Genomic DNA, 21647 nt, shown 5'->3' with positions numbered 1-21647 from the left:
GCGTAGCGAAAACTTCGCTTGGGCAGGTTAGCTCGGAGGGGAGAGTTTGACGCGTTTTCGACATGGATGTTTATCGTACATTGACGATGTGCAATGGACATCGTGCCGCGAACCGGCTTAATCGCAAAATCGCCTTCGAGACGACGATGCTCGTGTGCTCTCCCGGTCCGCCTTATTCGCTCGACGGTGCCGGCTCCGCCACGTCCGGTGTCGGCGTCGGCGACGATCCCGCGCCCGCGGGCGGGAAGCCGCCGTTGCCGCGCGACGCGCCCGAACCCGGCGGCAGAATCGTCGGTGCAAGCACCGGAGCCGGTGTGCCCGATGCCGCCGTCCCCGGTACAGCCGCCGGCGCGCTAGCCGGCGATCCGATTAGAGGCGGTTCGGACGCAGGTGGAGGCGCCGACGCCGGCGACGGCATAGCGGACGAAGCGGGTTCGGCCGACGGCGTCGAGGCCGACGGCGTCGAGGCCGGCGCCGAAGCCGGTTCGGTCGGCGACGCGGGCTTTGGCGCTGCCGGCGCATGGTGCACAGGACCCGAAACCGTCGGCGTCTCGGGTTTGGCGCCCGAGAACCATGCCATCCACGCGCGAAGCTTGTCGCGGAAGACGTCGAAGCGGCTCGGCTGGACCTCGGTGTCGAAGCGCACGCGCGAATCGATCAGCCGTGCCCGCAGCGCGCGCTGATAGAAATCCCCGACGATCGGCAACGCGCTATGCGCGCCTTCGCCCCAGTAATTGCCGAGCGCGACACGTCCATCGTCGAATCCCACCCACGCGCCCGCGACGAGCTGGGCATGCATCAAGATGAACCAGCCGTCCGTATCGTCCTGCGTGGTGCCCGTCTTGCCGGCCACATCCGCGCGAATCCCGAAGCGCGAGCGGATGCCGGCACCCGTGCCGCGATTGACGACTTCGCGCATGACGTCGATCAGCGTCCGGTCCGCCGCCACCGGCAACGCTTGTTCGGGCGACGACGGCTCGAACTGTGCGAGCACGCGGCCATCGTGATCGTCGATGCTCGTCACCATCCGCGGCTCGAGATAGGCGCCGTCGTTGGCGATCGTCGCGTACGCGGACACCATGTCCTTGACCGTCACCGGGCTCGTGCCGAGCGCGAGCGAAGGCACCGGCTGCAACTCGCTGTCGCGTACGCCCATCGTCCGCGCCAGACGTGCGACGCGCTCGGCGCCGACCTGCTCGATCAACTGTGCGGTAATCCGGTTGCGCGAATAAGCGAGCGCATCGCGTAGCGTCATCGGTTTGCCGCTGGGCGGCACGTCGTCGGTCGGGCGCCAGATTTCGCCGCCCTTGAGCGGGATTTCGATGGGCTGGTCGACGAACGTATCCGTCGGCTTGGCGCCGGCCGCGAATGCCGCGCCATAGACGAACGGTTTAAACGTCGAGCCCGGCTGGCGGCGCGACTGCTGGACATGGTCGAACGGCTCGTCGGCGAAATTGCGGCTGCCCACCCAGGCCTTGATCTGTCCGTTGCGCGGATCGATTGCGAGAAAACCCGCTTGAACCTGTGTTTTGTCGTGGCACAACCGGCGCATGAAGCTGCGATCCGCCCCGAGTTGCTTGAGCACCGCTTCGTCGGTTTGACCGTCGTCGCGTGCGCTGCGATATTCGGGCGATTCGCGCATGAACGTTTTAAAGAGATCGTTCGACGGCGAACAGCTCCCGCGCCCGCTCCATTGCCCGTTCGCGATCGACTGAAGTTGGTTCGCTTGCAGGGCAACCGCCGCTGTCGCCATCGCCTGCAAGCGCGAATCGATCGTCGTATGGACGATCAAGCCATCGGAATAGATGTTGTAGCCGTTGGCATCGGCCCAGCCGATCAACCATTTGCGCAACTGTTGCGCGAAATGGGGGGCGGGCCCGGGCGGCTCCACCTGACGCTCGAAATCGACCGAAAGGGGTTTGACCTTCAGCTTGTCATAGACGGCGGGCGAAAGACGGCCGTATTTGACCATCTGCGAGAGCACCGTATTGCGCCGCTGCAATGCGCGCTCGGGGTTGATCACCGGGTTGTAGTAGCTGTTGCCCTTGAGCATCCCCGTCAGCGTGGCCGCTTCGAGGATGTCCAATTCATCGGCCGATTTGCCGAAGTACGTCCGCGCGGCCATCTCGACGCCGTACGCGTTATAGAGGAACGGCACCGTGTTCAGATAGGTCTCGAGAATTTGGTCCTTGCTGTAGGCCATCTCGATCTTTTCCGCAGTGATCGCTTCCTTGATCTTGCGCGTCAGGGTGGGCGCACGACCCACCTCGTCGGGATAAAGGTTGCGCGCGAGTTGCTGCGTGATCGTCGAGCCCCCTTGGCGGCTTCCTCCGAACGTGTGCAACGCGGCCGATACGGTGCGCTTCCAGTCGATGCCGTGGTGCTGATAGAAGCGGTGATCCTCGGTCGAAATCAGCGCATCCACCATATGCGGCGAGATTTCTTTGAGCGTCACCCACTCGCGATTCGACGGCTTGAATTCGGCGAGCAGCTTGCCATCCGCCGATAGGATTTGCGCCGGCCGATCGACGCGCGCTTTACGGATGTCGCTGATGCTCGGCGTGAACGGTACCAGCACGAGCACATAGAGCAAGACGAGTGCGGACGGTACGGCAAGCGTGAGCAGCACGCCGCGCCGCGTCGGGTGGCGCATATGGTGCCACGCACGAGCGAGGGCGGACCGTATCGATTGCGCCGCCAGATCGAGCAGCGCCAGCGCGAGATGGAAGCTGAGCACCGCCAGCCGGGTCGCGCGGCCAGCCCACCGCTTAAGGAAATCGCGTACGGTCGTCATCAATCGGTGCGTCACAGTGCCGTGAGCCTGTTCTGAAAACGCTGCATGGTATCAAACGGGCTGTCGCGCCCCGGCAACCGGTCGCCGTGGCGGCCTTCAGCGTGTCTTGCCGCGCGACGTTTTCTTTCCGCCGCTTGCGCGCGGCGCTTGGGCAACCGGTGCGCTCGGCGCACCCGCTATCGGTCCGGACACCTGCTCCATCCACGACAGCGCTTCGACATAGGAAAGAAAGTGCTGTAAATAGCCGGGCGACAGCTCGCGCATCAACGAAAGAGACCGATGCACCAAGTGGCTCGAATTGAGCGGTCCCGCGTTCTCCGGCACTTTTTCGAGCGATTGCCGCAGTTGCTTTTCCGTGCTGAACTTCGACCATGTCTCGCGGAAAAAGTCGAGCATGGGCAGGTCTGGCGAACGGTCGTGCCGATGCGCGCGCGGTGTCGATGTTTCGTCCGCCGCGGTTTGCGGGGCGCGGCTTGCCAGAAGGTCGGCCAATTCGGCGAGGGGGCCCCCGCGTCGCGGTGTGGTCGGTGTCGGCGTGCCGCTGGGCGCAGCGACGGTACCTGCCTTCACCTCGGCCTTGGCGCGCTCGAGTTCTCCCGCGTATTCGGCCATCAACACAGCCAGCCGGGCGTCCAGCATACGCCGCGCGTCGCCTTCGTAAGCTGCCGCGCGCCGTGCCAAGGCTTCGATGAAACGAAAGCGCGTGGCGTTTACGCGATTCGCACCGCCGGCGCGCCACGCCTCTAACGTCGAGCGCACGTCGTGGAAGCTGCCGGCGCCGTCCATATCGCTACTCATGCTGAGTGGCCGCACCCGAACGCTTGGGAACAGGCGCGATCTCGACGCGGCGGTTTTTCGCGCGTCCGGCGTCGTCCGCGTTCGAACTGACCGGCTGCTGAGAGCCGAACGCCGCCGCGAAGACCGACGACGCGGGTACGCCCGCGTCGATCAGCGCACGCGTGACGGTTAGCGCGCGTTGGGCGGACAGCTCCCAGTTGTCGGCGAAACGGCGATTGCCGGCGCGTACCTGCTGATCGTCGGCGAAGCCGCTGACCATGAGGATCTCTTCGTGCGAGTGCAAGTACACCGTCAGCGGTCCGGCGAGCGAGCTCAATAGATCGCGGCCCTGCGGCTGCAATTGATCGGAGTTCAGTGCAAACAGCAGGCTGCCGCTGATGCCGATGCGGCCGTTGACGAGCGTCACGCGGCCCGCCGCGAGCGGTCCTGCGAGCGCCTGCTCGAGCGTCTTGCGTCGCTGCGCCTCGACTTGACGCTGCTTGACTTGGTCTTCGAGCCGCGCCGACAGCTCGAGCTGCAAGCCGATCACGCCCACGAGGATCAGCACGAACGCACCCACGAGCACCGACATCAAGTCGGCGAAAGCGGCCCAGACCGGCGCGGTCGGCTCGACGCCGCCGTCGATCTCGTCGTTCATGCCGTCTCGGCTCCGTTCGAGGTGCGTTGTGCGGCGAGCTGCTGCAAGTCTTCGACGATCTGCTTTTGCGAGAGCATGCTCAGGTCGATCACCTCGCGAGCCTGCGCCACGTAGTACGCGAGCTGTTCGTCGCTGCGCACGAGCGAGCGATCGAGCGCCGATTCGATCCGTTGCAGATGCGCGACGAGCCGTTCGTTCGACGCGCCGAATTCCTGAACGGCCGCGCCGAAGGCATCGGTCAGGCTCGCGATTTCCACCGCGCTGCCGGTCACTTGCGCGGCTACCGCCCCGAGATTGCCGGCTTGCGCCTCGATGGTCTCGGAGAACTGCGCGCCAACCCGGGCCAGCAGATCGGCCGAGGTCGAGACGAGTCCGTCGATTGCGCCGCGCTGCTCGTTGGACGCATGATTGACCGCGTTGAGCAGCGTACCGAGCGTCTCGAGCAGCCGCGCGCGCTCCTCGAGCATCGCCGTGTCGCGGACCATGCTGTCGGAGAGTTTTTCACGCAATTGCGCGACCACTTCGGCGGCGGCGCGCGGCGCCTCCGATGCGGCCTGTACGAGCCGCTCGATCTCGGCGATCGTTTCGGCCGCGTGCGCCTGCGTTTGTGCGGAGATCTCGCCTGCCGTGCGAGCCAGCGTGTCGCAAATCGCTGCTTGGCGGCTTGCGGTCTGCTCGCTGCTAAGCCGCCATTCGTCGCTTAGCGATTGCGCGACGGCATCGAGCTTGCCCGTCCATGCTTGCAGTCGCGTTTCGTCGCGCGCGGCCAGTTGCTGCTGCAACTGCGTGTGCGATTCGTCGAGCGTGCGGACAAGCGTGGCGGCATGTTGCTCGAAAACGGCGACTGACGCGGCGAAGGCTTCGCGATGATGCGCCGCTTGCGTTTCGCTCGCCTGCTCTTGTCTCGTCAGCGTGGTGTCCCAGGCGGCTGTCAAGCCGGCGACGCCTGCATCGACACGTGCCGAAACGCCATCCAGCAAGGACGACGAACGGTTTTCGAAGGTGCTTGCGAAGCGCTCCAGCGCGTCCCGCAGATGATCGATGAGCGCTTCGCCCGAGCGTTGCTGCTGCTCGAATGCTTGAGCGTGAAGCTGCGCGACGGTCGACGTCGTTGCTTCGAAGCCGCTGGACATGGCATCGAGTTGCCGCTGCACGGATTGCGTGACGGTCGCGCCGAGCGTCGTCATTTCGCGCGAGAGTCCCGCCATCGTCGCTTGCACGACGGGCGCAATGGCCGCGCTCGCGCCGCGTGCGCTCTCGGCTGCGCTATCGCGCAGCGAACGGCCGACGGACGATGCAAGCGATGCATAAGCGGCTTCGATGCTCGAATGCAACGCTTGCTGGTTCGCGAGCTGGTGCTCGTGCAACGTCATGCTGTGCCGCTCGATCGCGCCCATCATCGTTTGCAGACGGTCCACGAGTGCCGGCATCGCATCGGCCTGACGCTGCATCAGCCTGAAGCTTTCCTCGCGTCGCCACGCTTGCGAATAGGTTCGCAGCGTCGTGGCGATACGTTCGTCGAGTTGACGAGCGGCTTCGAGCCGTTCGTGCCGGCATAACGCCGAGAGCAGACCGAGCATCGCCGAGGTGGCCACACCCGCGATGGACGTGCCGAACGCAAAGCTCAGACCTTTGATGGGGGCGGCAAGCGAGGCGTGAATTGCGGCGAGATCGGTCGCGCTGTCGAGCGCGGCACCCGTGCCGCGCAACGTCGTGACCATGCCGAGTAAGGTGCCCAGCATGCCGAGCAGGACAAGCAGTCCGACTAGATAGGGCGTGAGCGAAGGCCCGGGCAACGCGGCACGCTCGCCTTCCACGCGCAAGCGGACCGTGCCGCGCAGCGTGGGATGAAGACGGTCGAGCCAAGCGTCGAGGCTCGCGGGCGGGGCCGAGAGTTCGGCGACGGCGCGCGAAAGGCTCTGCGTGCGTTGATGGAAGCGGCGCAGCTCGAGCGCGCCCGTGACATAGCAAATGCCGATCAGTAACGTGACGGCCAGCGCGAGCGGATTCGAGCCGGCGTAGCCTGCGCCGATCCAACAAACAGCGGCGAGTCCAGCGAGGAAGACGACAAGATCGAGGCGATATCTGGACATAAGGTCCCGGTTAGCAGGCGCGAAGGGCTGCGCGTAGCCCTTCGACCGGTTGAAAACGAATCTCGAGTTCGGCGAAAAGGACACTGCGCATGTCCTTGCGGAACGCGTCGAGCCATGGGCCGTCCTTCAGCAGCGAGTCGGCGGGCTGCGCGGCGGCCGGCGCGTCGGGCCGATCGGCATCCGCGGCTTCGGCGGCTTCGGCGCACGCGCTTGCGTGCTCGCTCGCGGCCAACTCGGCATCGCGCAGGCGCTCGAAATGCACGGCGAGCAAGCCGGGTACCGCGGCGAGGGCATTGTGCTCGCGTACGCCGAGCACGCGTTCCATCACAGCGTCCACCGACGCGAGCCGGGACATGGCCGGCTCGCGGCTCGCGAGCATCCCGCGCAGGATCGTGCGCAGATTGCCGATCGCGCTTTCCATGTGCTCCTGCAACGCCAGGTACGACTGCCGAAAGGCCGCATACTCGGGCGCTGCATCGGCCGGCGTATGATCGCGGCGATTGCGGGCATGGCTGCTGCGCCGATGCGGCAAAAGCGTGGCATCGCGATTGATGGCGTCCTCGAGCGACGTGCGCACGCGCAGGCACAGCGCATCCTGAGCGTGCTTGGGCGCGTGCTCTGGCGGCGCGGGGCAAGACGCGCTGCCGCTCAGCGCCGATGACAACGCGATCGCATCGGTCCAGCCGAGCCATTGGCCCAGCCGGTCGGCGAGCGAGTGCTCGGACTCCGGAAAGCCGGCGTCCGTCAGACGGGCGAGTAAGCGGATGAGCGCCGGGCCGCTGAAGGCCCGGCGCCCGGGAGCATGCACCATTGCCGTAACGCAAAAAAGGCAGCAGTTTACACGTCCCGGGGGTGGGGCTGTCCATGCCCCATTAAAACCGTGGTTGGATGCGATCGTTCCCCTTGACCCTCACGCGGCGTGAGGTCTTAGCCTCCAACGTGCGCACTTGAACGGAGGCTCTGATGTTGTTGAAAGTGGGAGAACTGGCCAAGCGTAGCGGACTCACGGTCCGGACGCTGCATCATTACGACGAAATCGGTCTCCTCACGCCTTCGGCGCGCGCCGATAACGGCTATCGGTTGTATGACCGCCGCGACGTCGCCCGATTGCATCAAATATTGGCGCTGCGTCGTTTCGGGCTTTCGCTTGCCGAGATCGGTGCTTATTTCGCCCAGCCGAACGCTCCGCTCGCGTCGATCGTCGAACGGCAGATCGCCATGCTCGACGACCAAATCGAACAGGCCTCGCGCCTGCGCGAGCATCTCGTGCGTTTGCACGGCGCGCTGCTCGACGGAGCGGAGCCCGAACTGGCCGATTGGCTCTCCACGTTGGAGTTGATGACCATGTACGACAAATACTTTTCGAAGGACGAATTGGCCCGCCTGCCGATGTACTACGATAGCCAGGCAACGGATGCGCAATGGAGCGAACTCGTCGACGAGGTTCGCGCCTTGATGGACGGCGGTACGCCGCCCGAAGACGAGAAGCCGCGCGAGCTCGCGGGACGTTGGATGACGATGCTTGCGCGCGACACCAATGGCGATCCTCGTTTGCTTGCGAAACTCAATTTGATGCACGAACGCGAGCCGTCGATGCAGGCGCATATCGGCATCTCGACGCAACTGCGCGATTATGTGTTGCGTGCTTTTTCGGAAAGGAAGATGTTGATTTTCGAAAAGTACCTATCACCCGAGGAGATCCGCTTCATGCGGGAAAACTACGGCAAACGAGCGATGGAGTGGCCGCAATTGATGGCCGACGTCCGCGATGCGATCGATGCGGGTTCGACGCCCGATTCGCCGGAAGGCGCGGCCCTTGCGCGGCGCTGGCACGATCTCTTTACAAGCTACGCCGGTGACGATCCTAAGACGCATGCGAAGTTTCGCGAGGCGTTCCAAAACGAGCCGGAACTGCGCGGCGCGCTGGCCGATGAGGCGCTGCTTATGTTCGTTCGTGAGGCGATGCAAAATGCCGCGCAGCCGGAGGGGCGGAATTAATGAGCACTGACGACGTACAGTCCGGCGCCCGCACGCGGGCCACTGCGGTGCTGCATTTGATGTGCGGAAAAGCGGCGTCGGGAAAGTCGACGCTGACCCGCGAGCTCGCAGCCGGCGCCGCTTGCGTCGTCGTCAGCGAAGACGCGTGGTTGTCGCAACTCTATCCGGGCGAGATCCGAACGCTGGAAGACTACATTCGTTGTGCGCGACGCGTTAAGCAGGTGCTCTCGACTTATATCCCGCAGCTTTTAAGCGCCGGGGTGTCGGTCATCCTCGATTTTCCGTTGAACACGGTCAACAGCCGTGCGTGGGCGCGGACGCTGGCCGAAGGAATCGATACCGATCTCGTGCTGCATTATTTGGACGTCAGCGATGAGGTCTGCAAACAGCGCCTAAAGCTGCGAAATGCGTCCGGCGAGCACCCGTTCAATACGAACGAGGAACAGTTCGACCAAATTACGCGCTATTTCGTCCCGCCGACGCAAGAGGAAGGTTTTCGGATTGTGCGGCGTTATGCTATCGATTGAGTTTTATTCGAAATGCGGCAGTCGTGCTATTTAAAGAATTGTCTGTCTATTTTGACTGCCGAAAGACGGCGTTCGGGCGCGAGCCCTTCGCCGTCGTCAAAAAATCGCGTTTGACATATAGAGCGAGTGTAGGCGATCGATCAGTCTGCGGCCATCGGCTCGAGTCGCTGTGCATGGCTTTGATTGAGCGTATCGGCCAAGCTATCGGCTTCATGCAAGGACAAGCCGATGCATGGGCTGCCTTGCATCGTCGCGGGCTCCAGCGTGCGACTATCGAAAACCGTCCAAAGCGCGCCATCGATATTGTCGGGGCGAATGTCGTAAATGCTCATAGCTTGGCTTCCTTGTGATGAACGAGGACGACGATTTCTTGCATGCGAGCGCCGCAGGTATTTGGGAGATCGCTGACCGATTTTATGTTTTTAGCTTAACAGATATCTAAGATAAAAAAGATGGGGTGAATGATTTTTGATCGGTGACATAAATCATTCATTGAAATAATTCCGCCAGGGTGTTCCGCGTAACGATTGGCTACCGCTTGTCATTCTTATTAATCATGCGGCGAAGCCGCGGCGTCCCGAGCACGAAAGTTCTCGGGCGCGCAGGTTCGGCCCCAACACGCTGATTCGTAGTCCTGGCGCGGGCCGGTTGCTCGCGGGCGTCGAAAGCAGCAGAATCAGCGTTTCCGGTAACGGCGACCAAGCGCGCGGCACTCATGCGCGCCGGGAAACCACTTCTGACTCGCGACTCTCCCATGACTTCCACCGAACTTCCCACCTACGCCGACGTCGAGGCTGCCGCGGCGCGTATCGCGGGCATCGCCAATCGCACGCCGGTCCTCACCTCGCGTACGCTGAACGAGATGATCGGCGCCGATGTTTTCATCAAATGCGAAAACTTTCAGCGCATGGGGGCTTTCAAGTTTCGCGGTGCCTTCAACGCGCTGTCGAAATTTTCGCCGGAGCAGCGCCGCGCTGGGGTCGTCGCGTTCTCATCCGGCAATCACGCCCAGGGGATCGCCCTGTCCGCGAAATTGCTCGGTATCCCCGCAACGATCGTCATGCCGCACGATGCACCGGCGGCCAAGGTCGCGGCGACTAAAGGGTACGGAGCCGAGGTCGTCATTTACGACCGTTATTCGGAGAACCGCGAGGAGATCGGGCGTCGTCTCGCCGACGAACACGGTCTGACCTTGATTCCGCCTTACGACCACCCGGACGTCATGGCCGGACAAGGCACCGCCGCCAAAGAGCTGTTCGAGGAGGTGGGCCCGCTCGATTATCTGTTCGTGCCGCTCGGCGGCGGCGGGTTGCTGTCGGGTACGGCGCTCTCCACGCGGGCGCTTGCGCCTCGATGCGTGTTGTACGGCGTTGAACCGGAGGCCGGCAACGACGGTCAGCGCTCGTTTCGCAGCGGCAACATCGTTCATATCGATACGCCCAAAACCATCGCCGACGGGGCCCAGACGCAATACTTGGGCAGCTACCCGTTCGCGATTATTAAACGCGACGTGAACGACATCGTCACGGCCTCCGATCCGGATCTCGTGAGTGCGATGAAGTTCTTCGCCTCGCGGATGAAGACGATCGTCGAGCCGACCGGCTGCCTCGGGCTCGCGGGCGCGCTCAACATGAAGGAGTCGCTGAAAGGCAAGCGCGTGGGTGTCATCGTCAGCGGCGGCAACATCGACCTGGAGCGATTCTGCGCGCTCACGGCGGCATAGCTCGCTTTCCCGTCAACGAAGTTTCGGCCGAGGCCCCCTATGAACAGCCCAGCGCTCGCTTCTCCCGTCGATCCCGCAGCGCCCGAGGAGGAAATACCTTATTCGTCGCTCGAACACCGGCAACACCAGCTCTTTCCGAAGCTCACCGCGGCTCAGATCGCGAGCTTGCGGCGCTTTGCCAGGCCGATTTCGTTCAAGGCGGGCGAGTTCGTTTTCGAAACCGGGCGCGTCGCCCTGGGCCTGTTCGTCCTGTTGAGCGGACGAGTCCGAATCTGTTCGCGCGATCGAGCGGGCACGTGGACACGCATTGCCGAGCACGAGCCGGGCAGCTTCATGGCGGAAATGGCGCAGCTCTCGGGCAGGCCGGCGCTCGTCGACGGTGTCGCCGAGACCGATTGCGAGACGCTGCTCGTCGAACCCGACAAGCTGCGCGCATTGATCGTCGCCGATGCGCAACTGGGCGAGCACATCATGCGCGCACTGATCCTGCGGCGCCTCGGCCTGATCGAACGAGGACTCGGGCCGATCATCGTCGGCGACGGCTCGGACGGGCGCGTCATCGCACTTCAAGGCTTTCTGCGGCGCAACGGGCATCCGTCGACGGTGCTCGACGCCCGTCGCGACGAAGAAGCACTGGCACTGCTCGCCGATTTGACGTTCGACGCGGGCGACCTGCCGCTCGTTTTTTGTCCCGACGGCTCGGTGCTCCGTGCCCCCGACGAAGTGCGCCTGGCCACGTGCCTCGGGCTCGTGCCGTCGTTCGAATCGGCCTGCGTCTACGATGTGGCGATCGTCGGTGCGGGCCCCGCGGGGCTCGCCGCGGCAGTCTATGCGGCCACCGAGGGCCTATCCGTGGCCGTCTTCGATCAACGCGCGCCGGGCGGGCAAGCGGGCGCGAGTGCGCGGATCGAAAACTACCTTGGGTTCCCGACTGGAATCTCCGGGCAGGCGCTGGCGGCCAGAGCCTATCAGCAAGCGTTGAAATTCGGGGCGCACCTAGCGATTCCTAGCCGCGTGTCGGACGTCGCGCGCAAAGACGGCCGTTTCGCGCTCACGCTCGAGGATGGCCAATCGATCGGCGCTCGCGCCGTCGTCGTGGCTAGTGGCGCCGCCTATCGCAAGCCCGCCGTGGCGAACCTCGACCGGTTCGAGGGGCGCGGGATCTACTACTGGGCGTCGCCGATCGAAGCGAAGCTGACGCGTGGGCAAGACATCGTGCTGATCGGCGGCGGCAATTCCGCGGGCCAAGCGGTGGTCTTTCTCGCGAATTTCGCGCGTAGCATTCGCGTACTCATCCGCGGCCGCTCGCTCGAATCGAGTATGTCGAAATACCTGATCGATCGCATCGCGGCTTTACCGAACGTGTCGGTATGCACGGGGTGTACGCTCGATGCGCTCGAAGGGGACGAAGCCGGGCTGGCTCGCGTCGTCATCCGGCACGACGGCGAAGCCGAAGTCATCGCATCGCGGCATCTGTTCCTATTCGTCGGCGCCGATCCCAAAACCGATTGGCTTGCCGCCTGCGGCGTCGAACGCGATCGCAACGGTTTTCTGCCGACCGGCCTAACCAATGAAGGCGGCACCGTCTATCCGCTCGAAACGAGCATCCCCGGCTTGTTCGCAATCGGCGACGTGCGCGCGCAATCCACGAAACGCGTCGCCTCCGCCGTGGGCGACGGAGCGGCTGTCGTCAGTCAAATCCACGCCTATCTTCGCGACGCGCCCTAGGCGGCGATGCCCGCAGCAGGCCCGCAGCAGGCCCGCGCCGGTCGCGCTGGGCAAACCGCGCGGCCGATCGCCCGGGCGCGCCGCCGCCAAATCCGGCGACCGGCCGCGCACCGGCTACAATAGCGTTTTGCGCGTCGCCCGCGCCCCTGCCGGGGTGGCGCGGGCGCCAGCCGGCCGGTTAGCTCGACTTACCCTCCATCCTCGATTGAACGGTTTCCTTCATGAGTACTATTCTTGAAAGCCTCCCGACTGGCCAGAAGGTCGGCATCGCCTTTTCCGGTGGCCTCGACACGAGCGCCGCGCTGCACTGGATGAAACTCAAGGGCGCCGTCCCGTATGCCTACACCGCCAATCTCGGTCAGCCGGACGAGGACGATTACGATTCGATTCCGCGCCGCGCTCTCGAATACGGTGCGGCTGGCGCGCGACTGATCGATTGCCGCTCGCAACTGGTGGCCGAGGGTATCGCCGCGCTGCAATGCGGCGCGTTCCACGTGTCGACGGCCGGCGTGACGTACTTCAATACGACCCCGCTGGGCCGCGCGGTAACGGGCACGATGCTCGTCGCGGCGATGAAGGAAGACGGCGTCAACATCTGGGGCGACGGCAGCACGTACAAGGGCAACGACATCGAGCGTTTCTACCGCTACGGCTTGCTCGTGAACCCCGGCTTGAAGATCTACAAGCCCTGGCTCGACCAGCAGTTCATCGACGAACTCGGCGGCCGTGCCGAAATGTCGGAGTTCATGCGCCAATCGGGCTTCGCGTACAAGATGTCGGCCGAAAAGGCCTACTCCACCGATTCGAATCTGCTCGGCGCCACGCACGAAGCGAAAGATCTCGAAAGCCTCGAGTCGGGCATCAAGATCGTCAACCCGATCATGGGCGTCGCGTTCTGGCGCGACGACGTGCAGGTCGCCAAAGAAGAAGTGACGATCCGCTTCGAGGAAGGCCGTCCGACGGCGCTGAACGGCGTGGAGTATGCCGACCCGGTCGAGCTGATGCTCGAAGCCAATCGCATCGGCGGCCGCCACGGCCTCGGCATGAGCGACCAAATCGAAAACCGGATCATCGAGGCGAAGAGCCGCGGTATCTATGAAGCCCCCGGGCTCGCGCTGCTGTTCATCGCCTACGAGCGCCTCGTAACGGGCATCCATAACGAAGACACGATCGAGCAGTATCGCGACAACGGTCGCCGCCTCGGTCGTTTGCTCTACCAAGGCCGCTGGTTCGACCCGCAAGCGATCATGCTGCGCGAGACGGCTCAACGCTGGGTGGCGCGTGCGATCACGGGCGAGGTCAAGGTCGAGCTGCGCCGCGGCAACGACTATTCGATCCTCAGCACGAAGTCGCCGAACCTCACCTATCAGCCCGAGCGTCTGTCGATGGAAAAGGTGGAGTCGACCTTCTCGCCGCGCGATCGTATCGGCCAACTGACGATGCGCAATCTGGACATCACGGATACGCGCGAGAAGCTGCGCATCTACTCGCAAGTCGGTTTGCTCACGCCGGGCGAGTCGTCGGCACTGCCGCAAATCAAGGGCGAGGACAAGTAATTCGTCCGTTATCCGGGCCGCGCGTTCGTGCGGCCCGTGCGGTCATGCGCCGCACGCAACCTTGCACATGGTGGTTGTTCCGGCCGTTTGCGGCAACGCCGCAAGTGCCATAATCGAGGCTTCCCACACGGCCCGGAGCAACGGCTATGAGAAGCATCGATAACCCTTCCCACGATCGAGAAGTCGGCATCGCCGACGCCACGCAAGATACGACGCGCATCGACGACGTTCGCATCGGCGCCGTGCGTCCGCTCATCTCGCCCGCCTTATTGCAGGACGAGTTGCCCGTCGAGCCGACCGTGCAGGCGCTCGTGGAACGCACGCGGATCGACATCGGCAATATCTTGCATGGCCGCGACGATCGTCTCGTAGCGGTGGTCGGCCCTTGCTCGATTCACGATCACGATCAAGCCCTCGAATACGCGCACCGGCTGAAAGCCGTTGCCGACGAGTTGCGCGAAGACTTGCTAATCGTCATGCGTGTGTATTTCGAAAAACCGCGCACGACGGTGGGTTGGAAGGGCTATATCAACGATCCCCGGTTGGACGGCAGCTTCAGAATCAACGAAGGGCTACGTGCCGCGCGGCGCTTGCTGCTCGACATCAACGCCCTGGGTTTGCCGGCGGCGACCGAATTTCTCGACCTGCTCGGGCCGCAGTACATCGCCGACCTCATCGCATGGGGGGCGATCGGCGCGCGTACGACCGAGAGTCAGAGCCACCGCCAGCTTGCATCGGGACTGAGCTGCCCGGTCGGCTTCAAGAACGGCACCGACGGTCGCGTGCAAATCGCAGCCGACGCCATCGTGGCCGCCCGCGCGAACCACGCGTTCATGGGCATGACGAAAATGGGCATGGCGGCGATTTTCGAAACGCGCGGCAACCAAGACGCGCATGTGATTTTGCGCGGCGGCAAGAACGGTCCCAACTACGATGCGCAAAGCGTCGAAGCATGTTGTGCCGTGCTGAAGGCCGCGGGGTTGCGCGAGCAAGTGATGATCGATTGCTCGCATGCGAACTCGGGTAAGTCGCACGAGCGGCAAATCGATGTGGCGAACGACATCGCCGAGCAGCTTGCCGACGGCGAACGCCGTATCGTCGGCGTCATGGTGGAGAGCCATCTCGAAGCGGGCCGGCAAGATCTGAAGCCCGGGGTGCCGCTGCGTTATGGCGTCTCTATCACCGACGCCTGTTTGAGTTGGGCTCAGACCGAGCCTGTGCTCGAGGTGCTGGCGCAGGCGGTGCGCCGCCGTCGCAGCGCCGGTGCCCGCGCTAGCTGAGCGAGACGGCACCCGAGCCCGATCGCGGGTTCGGTGCCGGGACGCCTTCCATGCCAAGAGGCATGCCTCAAATGATGAGCCTTGAGATCTTCGTGCCCTCGAGCGAGACGCCGGCCATGAGGCCCGCGTTTGTGAGGACGAAGGCTTCGACGGGGCCCGTGGCTGTGGAGGTGTCGACATTGCCGTTCGCGCCGATGCGCACGACGGCCACCGTCGCATCGACGCCGGCTGCCCAGCCTTGGCTACTCGTGAATTTGTCGAGGGCTTCTTGCGTCATGAACAGCATGACGATCGCTTTCGACTGCGCGCCGATCTGCAATCCGAACGAAGCAGCGGCGACGCTGTAGTAGCCGGTTGTTTGCCCGCCGACGCGCAGCGAACCTTGACCGTACTGCCCGCCGAACCAGAAACCGGCGGAAATGACGGACGGAAACACGAGCACGCCGCGCGCGTTGCCGACGAGTTCGCGCGAGCCTTTTACGGTCGAATAAAGACGCGTGAGCGTTGCATCCGCGTCGGCATCGATCGTTGCACGCCGACCCGCGTTCGCGGAGGGCGAGCCCGACGAAGAGGGGCCCGTAGTGGTACAACCGGTCAGCGAAAGGCCGCTCGATGCGAGTGCGGCCCCGGTCATTGCGATGAAGCGACGGCGTTGCATGGATTCTCCTGACAAACGAACAAATCGGTCATAGCTTCGCGCGGATGCGATGCGATACTCGCCCCGAGCGCAAGGCAAAGACACGTTCGACGATGCTGGAGTTCCTGTCGACGCCGGCCGCGGCCGCTTCGAAGGGAGGCGGTGGGCCCTTCATGGCTGGCGATAGCCATTAAAGGCCGACCCGCATCCCCCTAGCGATGCTGGGCTGACGCGATCGCCGGCTTGGCGCCGGCCAAAATCCGCCGCATCTCCGCCAAATGCCGATCCGCGAGAGCGCAGTCTTGCGCCGCTCGGGCCGGGCGAGGGGGAGCCGGCGGCCATATACCCAAATAGCGGCACAGCGCCGACACGAAGACTGCACGACCCGAATGCGCCAAGTGCCGCGCGGCCTCGGTCACGCGCACCCGGCCCGCATGCGCCATGAGCCACGCCAGCGCGTGCCGGTCGTCATCATTCGTAATGCGGATCAGTCGTTCCATACAGATCTCCGTCCTGTATAAACATACATGGATATATATACAGTACTCGATCTGCATTGGCAAGACTGGCCTGATAGCCATTGCCTCTATGTCGGCGAACGGTGCGTCTCCCCCCGCTGCGGCCGGATTTTTTCATTGGCGTTAAGCTGCCGTTAAGGCAACCTAAACGGCCATCGGCTAGGATCGAAGCCCTTGCCCGCCGGCACAGTGACGATGATGAGCGCTACGGATGTCGATTTCGCGTGCACGCAGTGTGCGAAGTGTTGCCACGATCTGCGCTTGCCGCTCACCATCGACGAGGCGATCGAATGGCTCGCGCGTGGCGGCGCCGTCGAGATCTTGTGCGAGGCCATGCCCTGGCTCGCCGAGCCGCCGAAGCACGACATCGGCGCGGCGCATAAGCGTCGCCGGTCATTCGCCGCGTCGAGCGGCGAGCTGCCGATTCGAGTGATTGCGATCCTCACGGCGGCATTCGCGGGGCCCTGTCCCAACTTGCAGAATGACAATCGATGCGGCATTTATGCGGAGCGGCCGCTCGTATGCCGCATTTATCCCGCGGAGATCAATCCGTCCGTGGTATTCGATTCGAGCCACAAGGCGTGTCCGTCCGAGGCTTGGGCTACCGGCTTACCCCCGCTTGTGCGAGCGGGGCGGTTGGTCGACGCGCGTACGGTCGAATTGATCGAGCGATCTCGAGAGACCGATGCGAACGAGGTACCGCTGAAGGCTCAGCTATGTCGAGCGTTAGGCATCGATCGCGCGGCGATCTCGAATGAAGGGTTCGTGGTCTATTCGCCGCCAGCCGACCGGTTGCTGGAGGCGCTGCAAGCGGCTCGGCAGCGAGCTAGTGCAGCCTCGGTCTCACCCAGGCTCGACGCCTCTGAATCCCGGTGGCGATTGGTATCGAATCGAACGGCGAGCGTCGCGGCGCTCGCCGCCGTCGGCGCCCAGGGCGAATTCGCCGACACCGCGAGTACACCGTCCGGCTCTTTCGGCTATTTACCGCTGGGCGATTCGACCGGCTGATCCGTCCGGGCGCATTTGACGATCTGCGGCGAGCGACGAAAGACCAAGGGTTTCACTTGTTCGCCGGCGTGCTCGAACGTCCGTTCCTCGCAACTTGCGCACGGCTCGCGCATCCAGTCTGAAAAAACATTGCGAGCCCAACGATGCAAGCTCCTTTAATGACGTCGATCCAATGACAACGATCAAAGCGGCTCCATTGCGGCCGACGAAGAACGAAGCCGTACCGATCACGCGATTGAGGTTGAGAAGGGACGGCTATCGAATCGCCTGTTCGGTGGCCGGCGCGCGCGACGGCGAGCCCGTTGTCGTCCTGCATGGCGGGCCGGGCAGCGGGAGCCAACCGAGCGCGCTGCGCTTGTTCGACCTGAACCGTCAGCGCGTGGTCTTGATCGATCAGCGCGGCACCGGCGCATCGGGGCCGCGCGGCAGCGTCCGCCATAACCGCACCGATAGGTTGATCGCCGATATGGAGGTGGTTCGCCGGCATCTGGGCTATCAACGCTGGGGCGTGGTCGGCGGTTCTTGGGGCGCTTCGCTTGCACTGGCATATGCGGGCACGCACCCTGAGCGCGTTACCGGCGTGGTGTTGCGCGGAACGTTTCTGACGTCGCCCGCTCAAGTCCGCGGCTTCCTGGTCCGGTCGCGCAAGCGTGCGCCGGCCCCATGGCAAGCGTTGGCCCGGGCCGCGCGATGCAAGAATCCGCTCCAGTTGCTGCGCTGCTGCGCCAAGGCATTGGACGCACGCAGCCCGTTTGCTCGGCGACGCGATGTCGCCCTCGCATGGCGGCAATACGAGGACGCGCTGCTCGGCTCGATCGCTGCGCGTCGCGTCGCGAGCCCCGTTAGCCGATCGCGGCCGACCGAGCAAAGGCTGATCCGCAAGTACCATGTGCAAGCTCATTATTTGACGCACACTTGTTGGCTCGGGGAGCCGCGACTGCTGCGGCATGCACGTCGTGCCGCGTTAAGCGGCGTACCGATCGCCGCGGTGCATGGCACGCTCGATCCGGTTTGTCCGATCGCGACGCTCGACCGCCTCGCGCGTGCCGTGCCGAGCCTACGTGCGGTACGTGTGCATGCAGGACACCTTGGTAGCGATCCCATGCTAGCCGATACGTTGGCTCGGATGATCGAGGCGATGTTCGTTCGCCCGTCATAGCGATGAGCGATGCCGGGTTGCTTGGACCTACTGTAGCAACTGAAAACGCCGTCGCCGCGATGAGGGGAGATGAGGGAGTCGCGGTGTATGCGCCGGTATCACATACTGTCAAACGCGGCCGGCCGAGGAAGCGGCGCGTTGCGGCGAGCGATGGCCGCCGTGCCGCGATCGGTGGCGCTCGCCACCGAAGCGCGGACGGATACCCTAACCTTAGTGCGGTACGTTGACGATACCTGCGTTGACGTCGATCGCATTGCTGCCCGGATCGGGCGCGATCGCGGGCAGATTCGCGGTGCTAAGCGCGGGCGCGGCACCCGGCGTGCCGCCGCGCGGCACGGTGCGGATGACCTGCGAAGGCGGCAATGCCGTGCCGTCCTTCAAGTGATGCCACATCAAATCGAGCGCTTGCAGATAGTAGTAATGGACGGGGATGAAGCGCGTATCGAATCCCGGAAACGGGAGGAACGCATCGAAGTGCTGACCGTGCATGACTTCATAGAGCGAGACTTGGCTGCGTGTGCCTTCTCTCGCGCTGTTCGCGGCCAAGTAGGCGCGCGATGCGTGATTGATCGGCACCAAGGCGTCGCTGCGGCCTTGCACGAGGATCGCCGGTTTGCCGTGCAAGTCGGCCTCGACCCGGATTGCGTGGACGCTCGCAGCCATGCGCGGATCGTGCGACGTCCACAAACGGCGCATGCATTCGGCCCCCGCGAAGCTCGCATCGGGGGTGGCGAGTCGATGATCGGCCGCACCGTTCGTCCCGTCGTTATAGACGAGGTTGATCCCGTTCGTCGGCGGGATGCCGTTGCCTAGACCGAAGACCGTGGGCATCGGGGGCACGCTCGGCGGGACACCTGCCGAGCCGGTCGTCGCGTTCGTCGTTCCGAAGCTGAAGCCGCATAGATTGTCGAGTACGCTCGAACGCGTGTAGGCATTCGCATAGGTGACGGCGACGGCCGGCACCGCTTGCGAATCCCACATTGGCGCTTGCAGTAGGTCGGAATCCGCCTCGTATCCGGCCGCATGCAATTGCGTGAGTGCGTCGTCGGCTTGCGCTTGCCAATCGCCGCCTGCGACATAGCCGGCAGCAGCCAGAGAAGCGCACCGTGCCTGGCGAATCGCCGTCGTTTGAGCGAGCGGGAGCGCCGTCAAGTAAGGAGCGCCGGTGGCCGCATGTGCGAGCGCCGCGCACGGTTGCAGCAGATTGGCGAGCGTGACGTAATCCGCGAGCGGCTTGCCTGCTTGGGCGATCGACTGTCCGCCTTCGAGCACTTGCGCGCGATGCGGCATGCGGACGTTCACTTGCGGCTCGCCGACCACGACGGCTGTGATCCATCCGCGCGTGTCTTGCTCGGCCGCTGCGAGCGAAGCGCCGCCGCCGTTGCTGACCGAGGCGGCGATCGTCGTGATCGAGCCCGGCTCGTAGCGGACGCGATGATGCCAGCCGCCCGTCGTTTGACCGAATTGATGATTCAAAACCCAATAAGCGAACTGGACGGCTTCGAGCGTGTCCCGACCCCAATCTTGCTCGGGGTTCTGTTGCGAATGCGCGTGCTTGAACGCGTAGCGGTAGGGGAATTTCGCAGTGTAGCGGCCGATTTCGGCGGCGCTCGCGCCGACGGTAAACAGGCTGTCATGTCCGGCGCTGGTCGCGTTGGCTAGGAGCCCGTCCATGAGCGTCACGGTGCCCGTCATCAATTCCTGCGCGCCGTTGCCGGTGCCTTTGTCGTTATAAGCCACGGCGCATCCGCGCTTTAGTCCCCATTCGCCGGCTGCCGAGATGGCGCCGTACACGCCGCGCGAGCCGGAAGAAGTGGCGGTGACGATGCAGGGATTGTTCGGATCGAAGCGCGCGGGCACCTGCACCATCAGCGTGACGTTTTGCTTGCCGCTGCCGTTGTCCGCATAAGCGAGATATTCGGTGCCCGGAATCTTGCCTTCGCCGAGCGTGTCGTTTCCGTCGACGTCGATGTTCGGTCCCCAGAAGCGGCCGTATCCGCCGCCCGGCGACATATCGACGAGCGCCCGGTAGTTCGACCAAATCGCGAGGCGGCGCAATTCGGCCGCCGTCGGGCTTGCGGGATTCGCGACGGCGGGCGCCGCGCCTTGGAGGCCGGTTTTGCCGAGGCCCGCGGTCAGCAGATCGTCGCTGACGCCGTCATAGGTGGTGATCCGCAGGCTCTCCGGCACGACGAACCACGGCAGGCGATGCAGGGTCGTCGGTGCGGCGCGGCTATCGTCGGCGTGTGCGGTGGGAAGAAGGAAGGCACCCGCGATCGCGGCGCCCGTCAATAAGGCTGCACTTCGAATTGCAACAGCAATGGCTTTCATCCGCGTCTCCTTGCTTGGCTTGGCGCTTTGCGCCGTTTCGATGCGAAGACCCTGCGTGAGTGACACTGCTATGACATCGATCGCGAGGTTCGGCTCGCTTTTTGGGCGTACTGCCTTCGATCGACCAAGTATTGTGCGGAAACTTCGCGTTGGCAGCAAGGAGCGGATAGCGCGTCGGCGGGTGTGCGCCGATATATCCGTGGGAGCCCGCAACGCTGAGCATAGGAGCCCAGGGCCGTCGACGATGGGCGCGCTTGGTCGGTGATGTACCAAAATTTGGTATATCATGGCAGCGTTGGAGAGGAGGATCCAAATGGCACGGAACACATCCATTTCCCTCGGCGAGCACTTCGCCGATTTCGTCGACAAGCAGGTCGATTCGGGCCGCTACGGCTCGGCGAGCGAGGTCGTACGCGCCGGTCTACGTCTGCTTGAATCGCACGAAGCCCAGGTGAGGGCGTTGCAGGAAGCGCTGAAAGCCGGGGAGGCATCCGGTGCCCCAACGCCGTTCGACAGCGAGACGTTTCTTAAGCGGATGCGACTGACACATGGTGGCTAGGGGGCTCCAGCTTCGGTTGACGCCATTAGCCGAATCCGACCTCGAGGACATTTGGCGCTATACCTTCGAGCATTGGTCGATCGATCAGGCGGACCGCTACCACCGCGATCTTGTCGCGACGATGGCTGCCCTGGCTCAGGGTGATAAGACTGGCCGCGTTTGCACCGTGCGCGATGGGTATTTGCAGTACGCAGTCGGGTCACACATCGTTTTCTATCGCGAGACCGAGACGACCCGCGATGTTAGTCGCGTGCTGCACCAACGCATGGATGTCGACCGACATCTATAGGCGATAGCCGGC

At 64.0% G+C, this 21647-nt stretch carries 19 protein-coding genes; 10 read left to right on the top strand and 9 right to left on the bottom strand.

The window, feature by feature from the left end:
- Positions 1-172: 172 nt before the first annotated feature.
- From AB1286_RS29515 to AB1286_RS29495, 5 genes are all read right to left on the bottom strand, one after another.
- Positions 173-2794, bottom strand: coding sequence for a transglycosylase domain-containing protein (locus AB1286_RS29515; RefSeq protein WP_430366736.1), 2622 nt, complete (start codon positions 2792-2794; stop codon positions 173-175).
- A 96-nt stretch (positions 2795-2890) separates the two neighbouring features.
- Positions 2891-3592, bottom strand: a complete 702-nt coding sequence (locus AB1286_RS29510; RefSeq protein WP_430366735.1) for a DUF2894 domain-containing protein — start codon at positions 3590-3592, stop codon at positions 2891-2893.
- The gene (locus tag AB1286_RS29505; protein WP_430366734.1) at positions 3585-4229 is read right to left on the bottom strand and encodes an OmpA family protein; all 645 of its coding nucleotides are present in this window, start codon (positions 4227-4229) and stop codon (positions 3585-3587) included. The genes AB1286_RS29510 and AB1286_RS29505 overlap by 8 nt, the downstream gene beginning before the upstream one ends.
- On the bottom strand, positions 4226-6322 hold the full coding sequence (locus AB1286_RS29500) for a DUF802 domain-containing protein (protein WP_430366733.1): 2097 nt from the start codon (positions 6320-6322) through the stop codon (positions 4226-4228). Before AB1286_RS29500 ends, AB1286_RS29505 begins: the two co-directional genes overlap by 4 nt.
- Before the next feature lie 10 nt (positions 6323-6332).
- Positions 6333-7133, bottom strand: a complete 801-nt coding sequence (locus tag AB1286_RS29495) for a DUF3348 domain-containing protein (protein WP_430366732.1) — start codon at positions 7131-7133, stop codon at positions 6333-6335.
- 152 nt (positions 7134-7285) lie between these two features.
- Here AB1286_RS29495 and AB1286_RS29490 point away from each other — a divergent pair, with 152 nt between their 5' ends.
- Both AB1286_RS29490 and AB1286_RS29485 read left to right on the top strand, forming a co-directional pair.
- A complete protein-coding gene (locus tag AB1286_RS29490; RefSeq protein ID WP_430366731.1) occupies positions 7286-8320 on the top strand; it encodes a MerR family transcriptional regulator in 1035 nt (344 codons plus the stop codon).
- Entirely contained in the window at positions 8320-8847 is a 528-nt protein-coding gene (locus tag AB1286_RS29485; protein ID WP_430366730.1) for an AAA family ATPase, read from the top strand. Before AB1286_RS29490 ends, AB1286_RS29485 begins: the two co-directional genes overlap by 1 nt.
- 140 nt (positions 8848-8987) lie before the next feature.
- Here the strand turns inward: AB1286_RS29485 and AB1286_RS29480 are convergent, their stop codons facing one another.
- Entirely contained in the window at positions 8988-9179 is a 192-nt protein-coding gene (locus AB1286_RS29480; protein ID WP_430366729.1) for a hypothetical protein, read from the bottom strand.
- A gap of 422 nt (positions 9180-9601) precedes the next feature.
- Here AB1286_RS29480 and AB1286_RS29475 point away from each other — a divergent pair, with 422 nt between their 5' ends.
- The 4 genes from AB1286_RS29475 (at position 9602) to AB1286_RS29460 (ending at position 15134) form a co-directional block, all read left to right on the top strand.
- Positions 9602-10570, top strand: a complete 969-nt coding sequence (locus tag AB1286_RS29475; RefSeq protein ID WP_430366728.1) for a threo-3-hydroxy-L-aspartate ammonia-lyase — start codon at positions 9602-9604, stop codon at positions 10568-10570.
- A gap of 39 nt (positions 10571-10609) precedes the next feature.
- Entirely contained in the window at positions 10610-12298 is a 1689-nt protein-coding gene (locus tag AB1286_RS29470; protein ID WP_430366727.1) for an FAD-dependent oxidoreductase, read from the top strand.
- A 221-nt stretch (positions 12299-12519) separates the two neighbouring features.
- Positions 12520-13854, top strand: a complete 1335-nt coding sequence (argG, locus tag AB1286_RS29465; protein WP_430366726.1) for an argininosuccinate synthase — start codon at positions 12520-12522, stop codon at positions 13852-13854.
- Between the two features lie 146 nt (positions 13855-14000).
- Positions 14001-15134 (top strand): 3-deoxy-7-phosphoheptulonate synthase, encoded by a 1134-nt coding sequence (locus AB1286_RS29460; protein WP_430366725.1) that lies wholly within the window; start codon positions 14001-14003, stop codon positions 15132-15134.
- 67 nt (positions 15135-15201) lie between these two features.
- Here the strand turns inward: AB1286_RS29460 and AB1286_RS29455 are convergent, their stop codons facing one another.
- Both AB1286_RS29455 and AB1286_RS29450 read right to left on the bottom strand, forming a co-directional pair.
- Positions 15202-15792, bottom strand: a complete 591-nt coding sequence (locus AB1286_RS29455) for a BPSL1445 family SYLF domain-containing lipoprotein (RefSeq protein WP_430366724.1) — start codon at positions 15790-15792, stop codon at positions 15202-15204.
- A gap of 191 nt (positions 15793-15983) precedes the next feature.
- Positions 15984-16271 carry a hypothetical protein gene (locus AB1286_RS29450; protein WP_430366723.1) on the bottom strand — a complete coding sequence of 96 codons (288 nt, stop codon included), beginning with the start codon at positions 16269-16271 and terminating at the stop codon, positions 15984-15986.
- Between the two features lie 192 nt (positions 16272-16463).
- Between AB1286_RS29450 and AB1286_RS29445 the strand changes: the two genes are divergently transcribed.
- On the top strand, positions 16464-17297 hold the full coding sequence (locus tag AB1286_RS29445) for a YkgJ family cysteine cluster protein (protein ID WP_430366722.1): 834 nt from the start codon (positions 16464-16466) through the stop codon (positions 17295-17297).
- A 172-nt stretch (positions 17298-17469) separates the two neighbouring features.
- Positions 17470-18456, top strand: coding sequence for an alpha/beta fold hydrolase (locus tag AB1286_RS29440; RefSeq protein WP_430366721.1), 987 nt, complete (start codon positions 17470-17472; stop codon positions 18454-18456).
- Between the two features lie 210 nt (positions 18457-18666).
- Here the strand turns inward: AB1286_RS29440 and AB1286_RS29435 are convergent, their stop codons facing one another.
- A complete protein-coding gene (locus tag AB1286_RS29435; protein ID WP_430366720.1) occupies positions 18667-20787 on the bottom strand; it encodes a D-(-)-3-hydroxybutyrate oligomer hydrolase in 2121 nt (706 codons plus the stop codon).
- 313 nt (positions 20788-21100) lie between these two features.
- Here AB1286_RS29435 and AB1286_RS29430 point away from each other — a divergent pair, with 313 nt between their 5' ends.
- Together AB1286_RS29430 and AB1286_RS29425 are read left to right on the top strand one after the other, a co-directional pair.
- Positions 21101-21346: a type II toxin-antitoxin system ParD family antitoxin gene (locus tag AB1286_RS29430; protein WP_430366719.1), complete on the top strand. Its 246-nt coding sequence runs from the start codon at positions 21101-21103 to the stop codon at positions 21344-21346.
- Complete coding sequence (locus tag AB1286_RS29425; RefSeq protein WP_430366718.1) at positions 21336-21635, top strand: type II toxin-antitoxin system RelE/ParE family toxin; 300 nt, start codon at positions 21336-21338, stop codon at positions 21633-21635. Before AB1286_RS29430 ends, AB1286_RS29425 begins: the two co-directional genes overlap by 11 nt.
- Positions 21636-21647 lie beyond the last annotated feature (12 nt).

This window comes from Trinickia sp. NRRL B-1857, from assembly GCF_050470685.1.
GTDB lineage: Bacteria > Pseudomonadota > Gammaproteobacteria > Burkholderiales > Burkholderiaceae > Trinickia.
This window is presented reverse-complemented; position numbering and strand designations above follow the sequence as displayed.

Coding starts and splice junctions, on each gene's coding strand:
- AB1286_RS29450 (WP_430366723.1), bottom strand. CDS start 16,271: ATGGAACGACTGATCCGCATTACGAATGATGACGACCGGCACGCGCTG.
- AB1286_RS29500 (WP_430366733.1), bottom strand. CDS start 6,322: ATGTCCAGATATCGCCTCGATCTTGTCGTCTTCCTCGCTGGACTCGCC.
- AB1286_RS29485 (WP_430366730.1), top strand. CDS start 8,320: ATGAGCACTGACGACGTACAGTCCGGCGCCCGCACGCGGGCCACTGCG.
- AB1286_RS29430 (WP_430366719.1), top strand. CDS start 21,101: ATGGCACGGAACACATCCATTTCCCTCGGCGAGCACTTCGCCGATTTC.
- AB1286_RS29515 (WP_430366736.1), bottom strand. CDS start 2,794: ATGACGACCGTACGCGATTTCCTTAAGCGGTGGGCTGGCCGCGCGACC.
- AB1286_RS29425 (WP_430366718.1), top strand. CDS start 21,336: ATGGTGGCTAGGGGGCTCCAGCTTCGGTTGACGCCATTAGCCGAATCC.
- AB1286_RS29475 (WP_430366728.1), top strand. CDS start 9,602: ATGACTTCCACCGAACTTCCCACCTACGCCGACGTCGAGGCTGCCGCG.
- AB1286_RS29460 (WP_430366725.1), top strand. CDS start 14,001: ATGAGAAGCATCGATAACCCTTCCCACGATCGAGAAGTCGGCATCGCC.
- AB1286_RS29435 (WP_430366720.1), bottom strand. CDS start 20,787: ATGAAAGCCATTGCTGTTGCAATTCGAAGTGCAGCCTTATTGACGGGC.
- argG (WP_430366726.1), top strand. CDS start 12,520: ATGAGTACTATTCTTGAAAGCCTCCCGACTGGCCAGAAGGTCGGCATC.
- AB1286_RS29440 (WP_430366721.1), top strand. CDS start 17,470: ATGACAACGATCAAAGCGGCTCCATTGCGGCCGACGAAGAACGAAGCC.
- AB1286_RS29480 (WP_430366729.1), bottom strand. CDS start 9,179: ATGAGCATTTACGACATTCGCCCCGACAATATCGATGGCGCGCTTTGG.
- AB1286_RS29455 (WP_430366724.1), bottom strand. CDS start 15,792: ATGCAACGCCGTCGCTTCATCGCAATGACCGGGGCCGCACTCGCATCG.
- AB1286_RS29505 (WP_430366734.1), bottom strand. CDS start 4,229: ATGAACGACGAGATCGACGGCGGCGTCGAGCCGACCGCGCCGGTCTGG.
- AB1286_RS29470 (WP_430366727.1), top strand. CDS start 10,610: ATGAACAGCCCAGCGCTCGCTTCTCCCGTCGATCCCGCAGCGCCCGAG.
- AB1286_RS29490 (WP_430366731.1), top strand. CDS start 7,286: ATGTTGTTGAAAGTGGGAGAACTGGCCAAGCGTAGCGGACTCACGGTC.
- AB1286_RS29495 (WP_430366732.1), bottom strand. CDS start 7,133: ATGGTGCATGCTCCCGGGCGCCGGGCCTTCAGCGGCCCGGCGCTCATC.
- AB1286_RS29510 (WP_430366735.1), bottom strand. CDS start 3,592: ATGAGTAGCGATATGGACGGCGCCGGCAGCTTCCACGACGTGCGCTCG.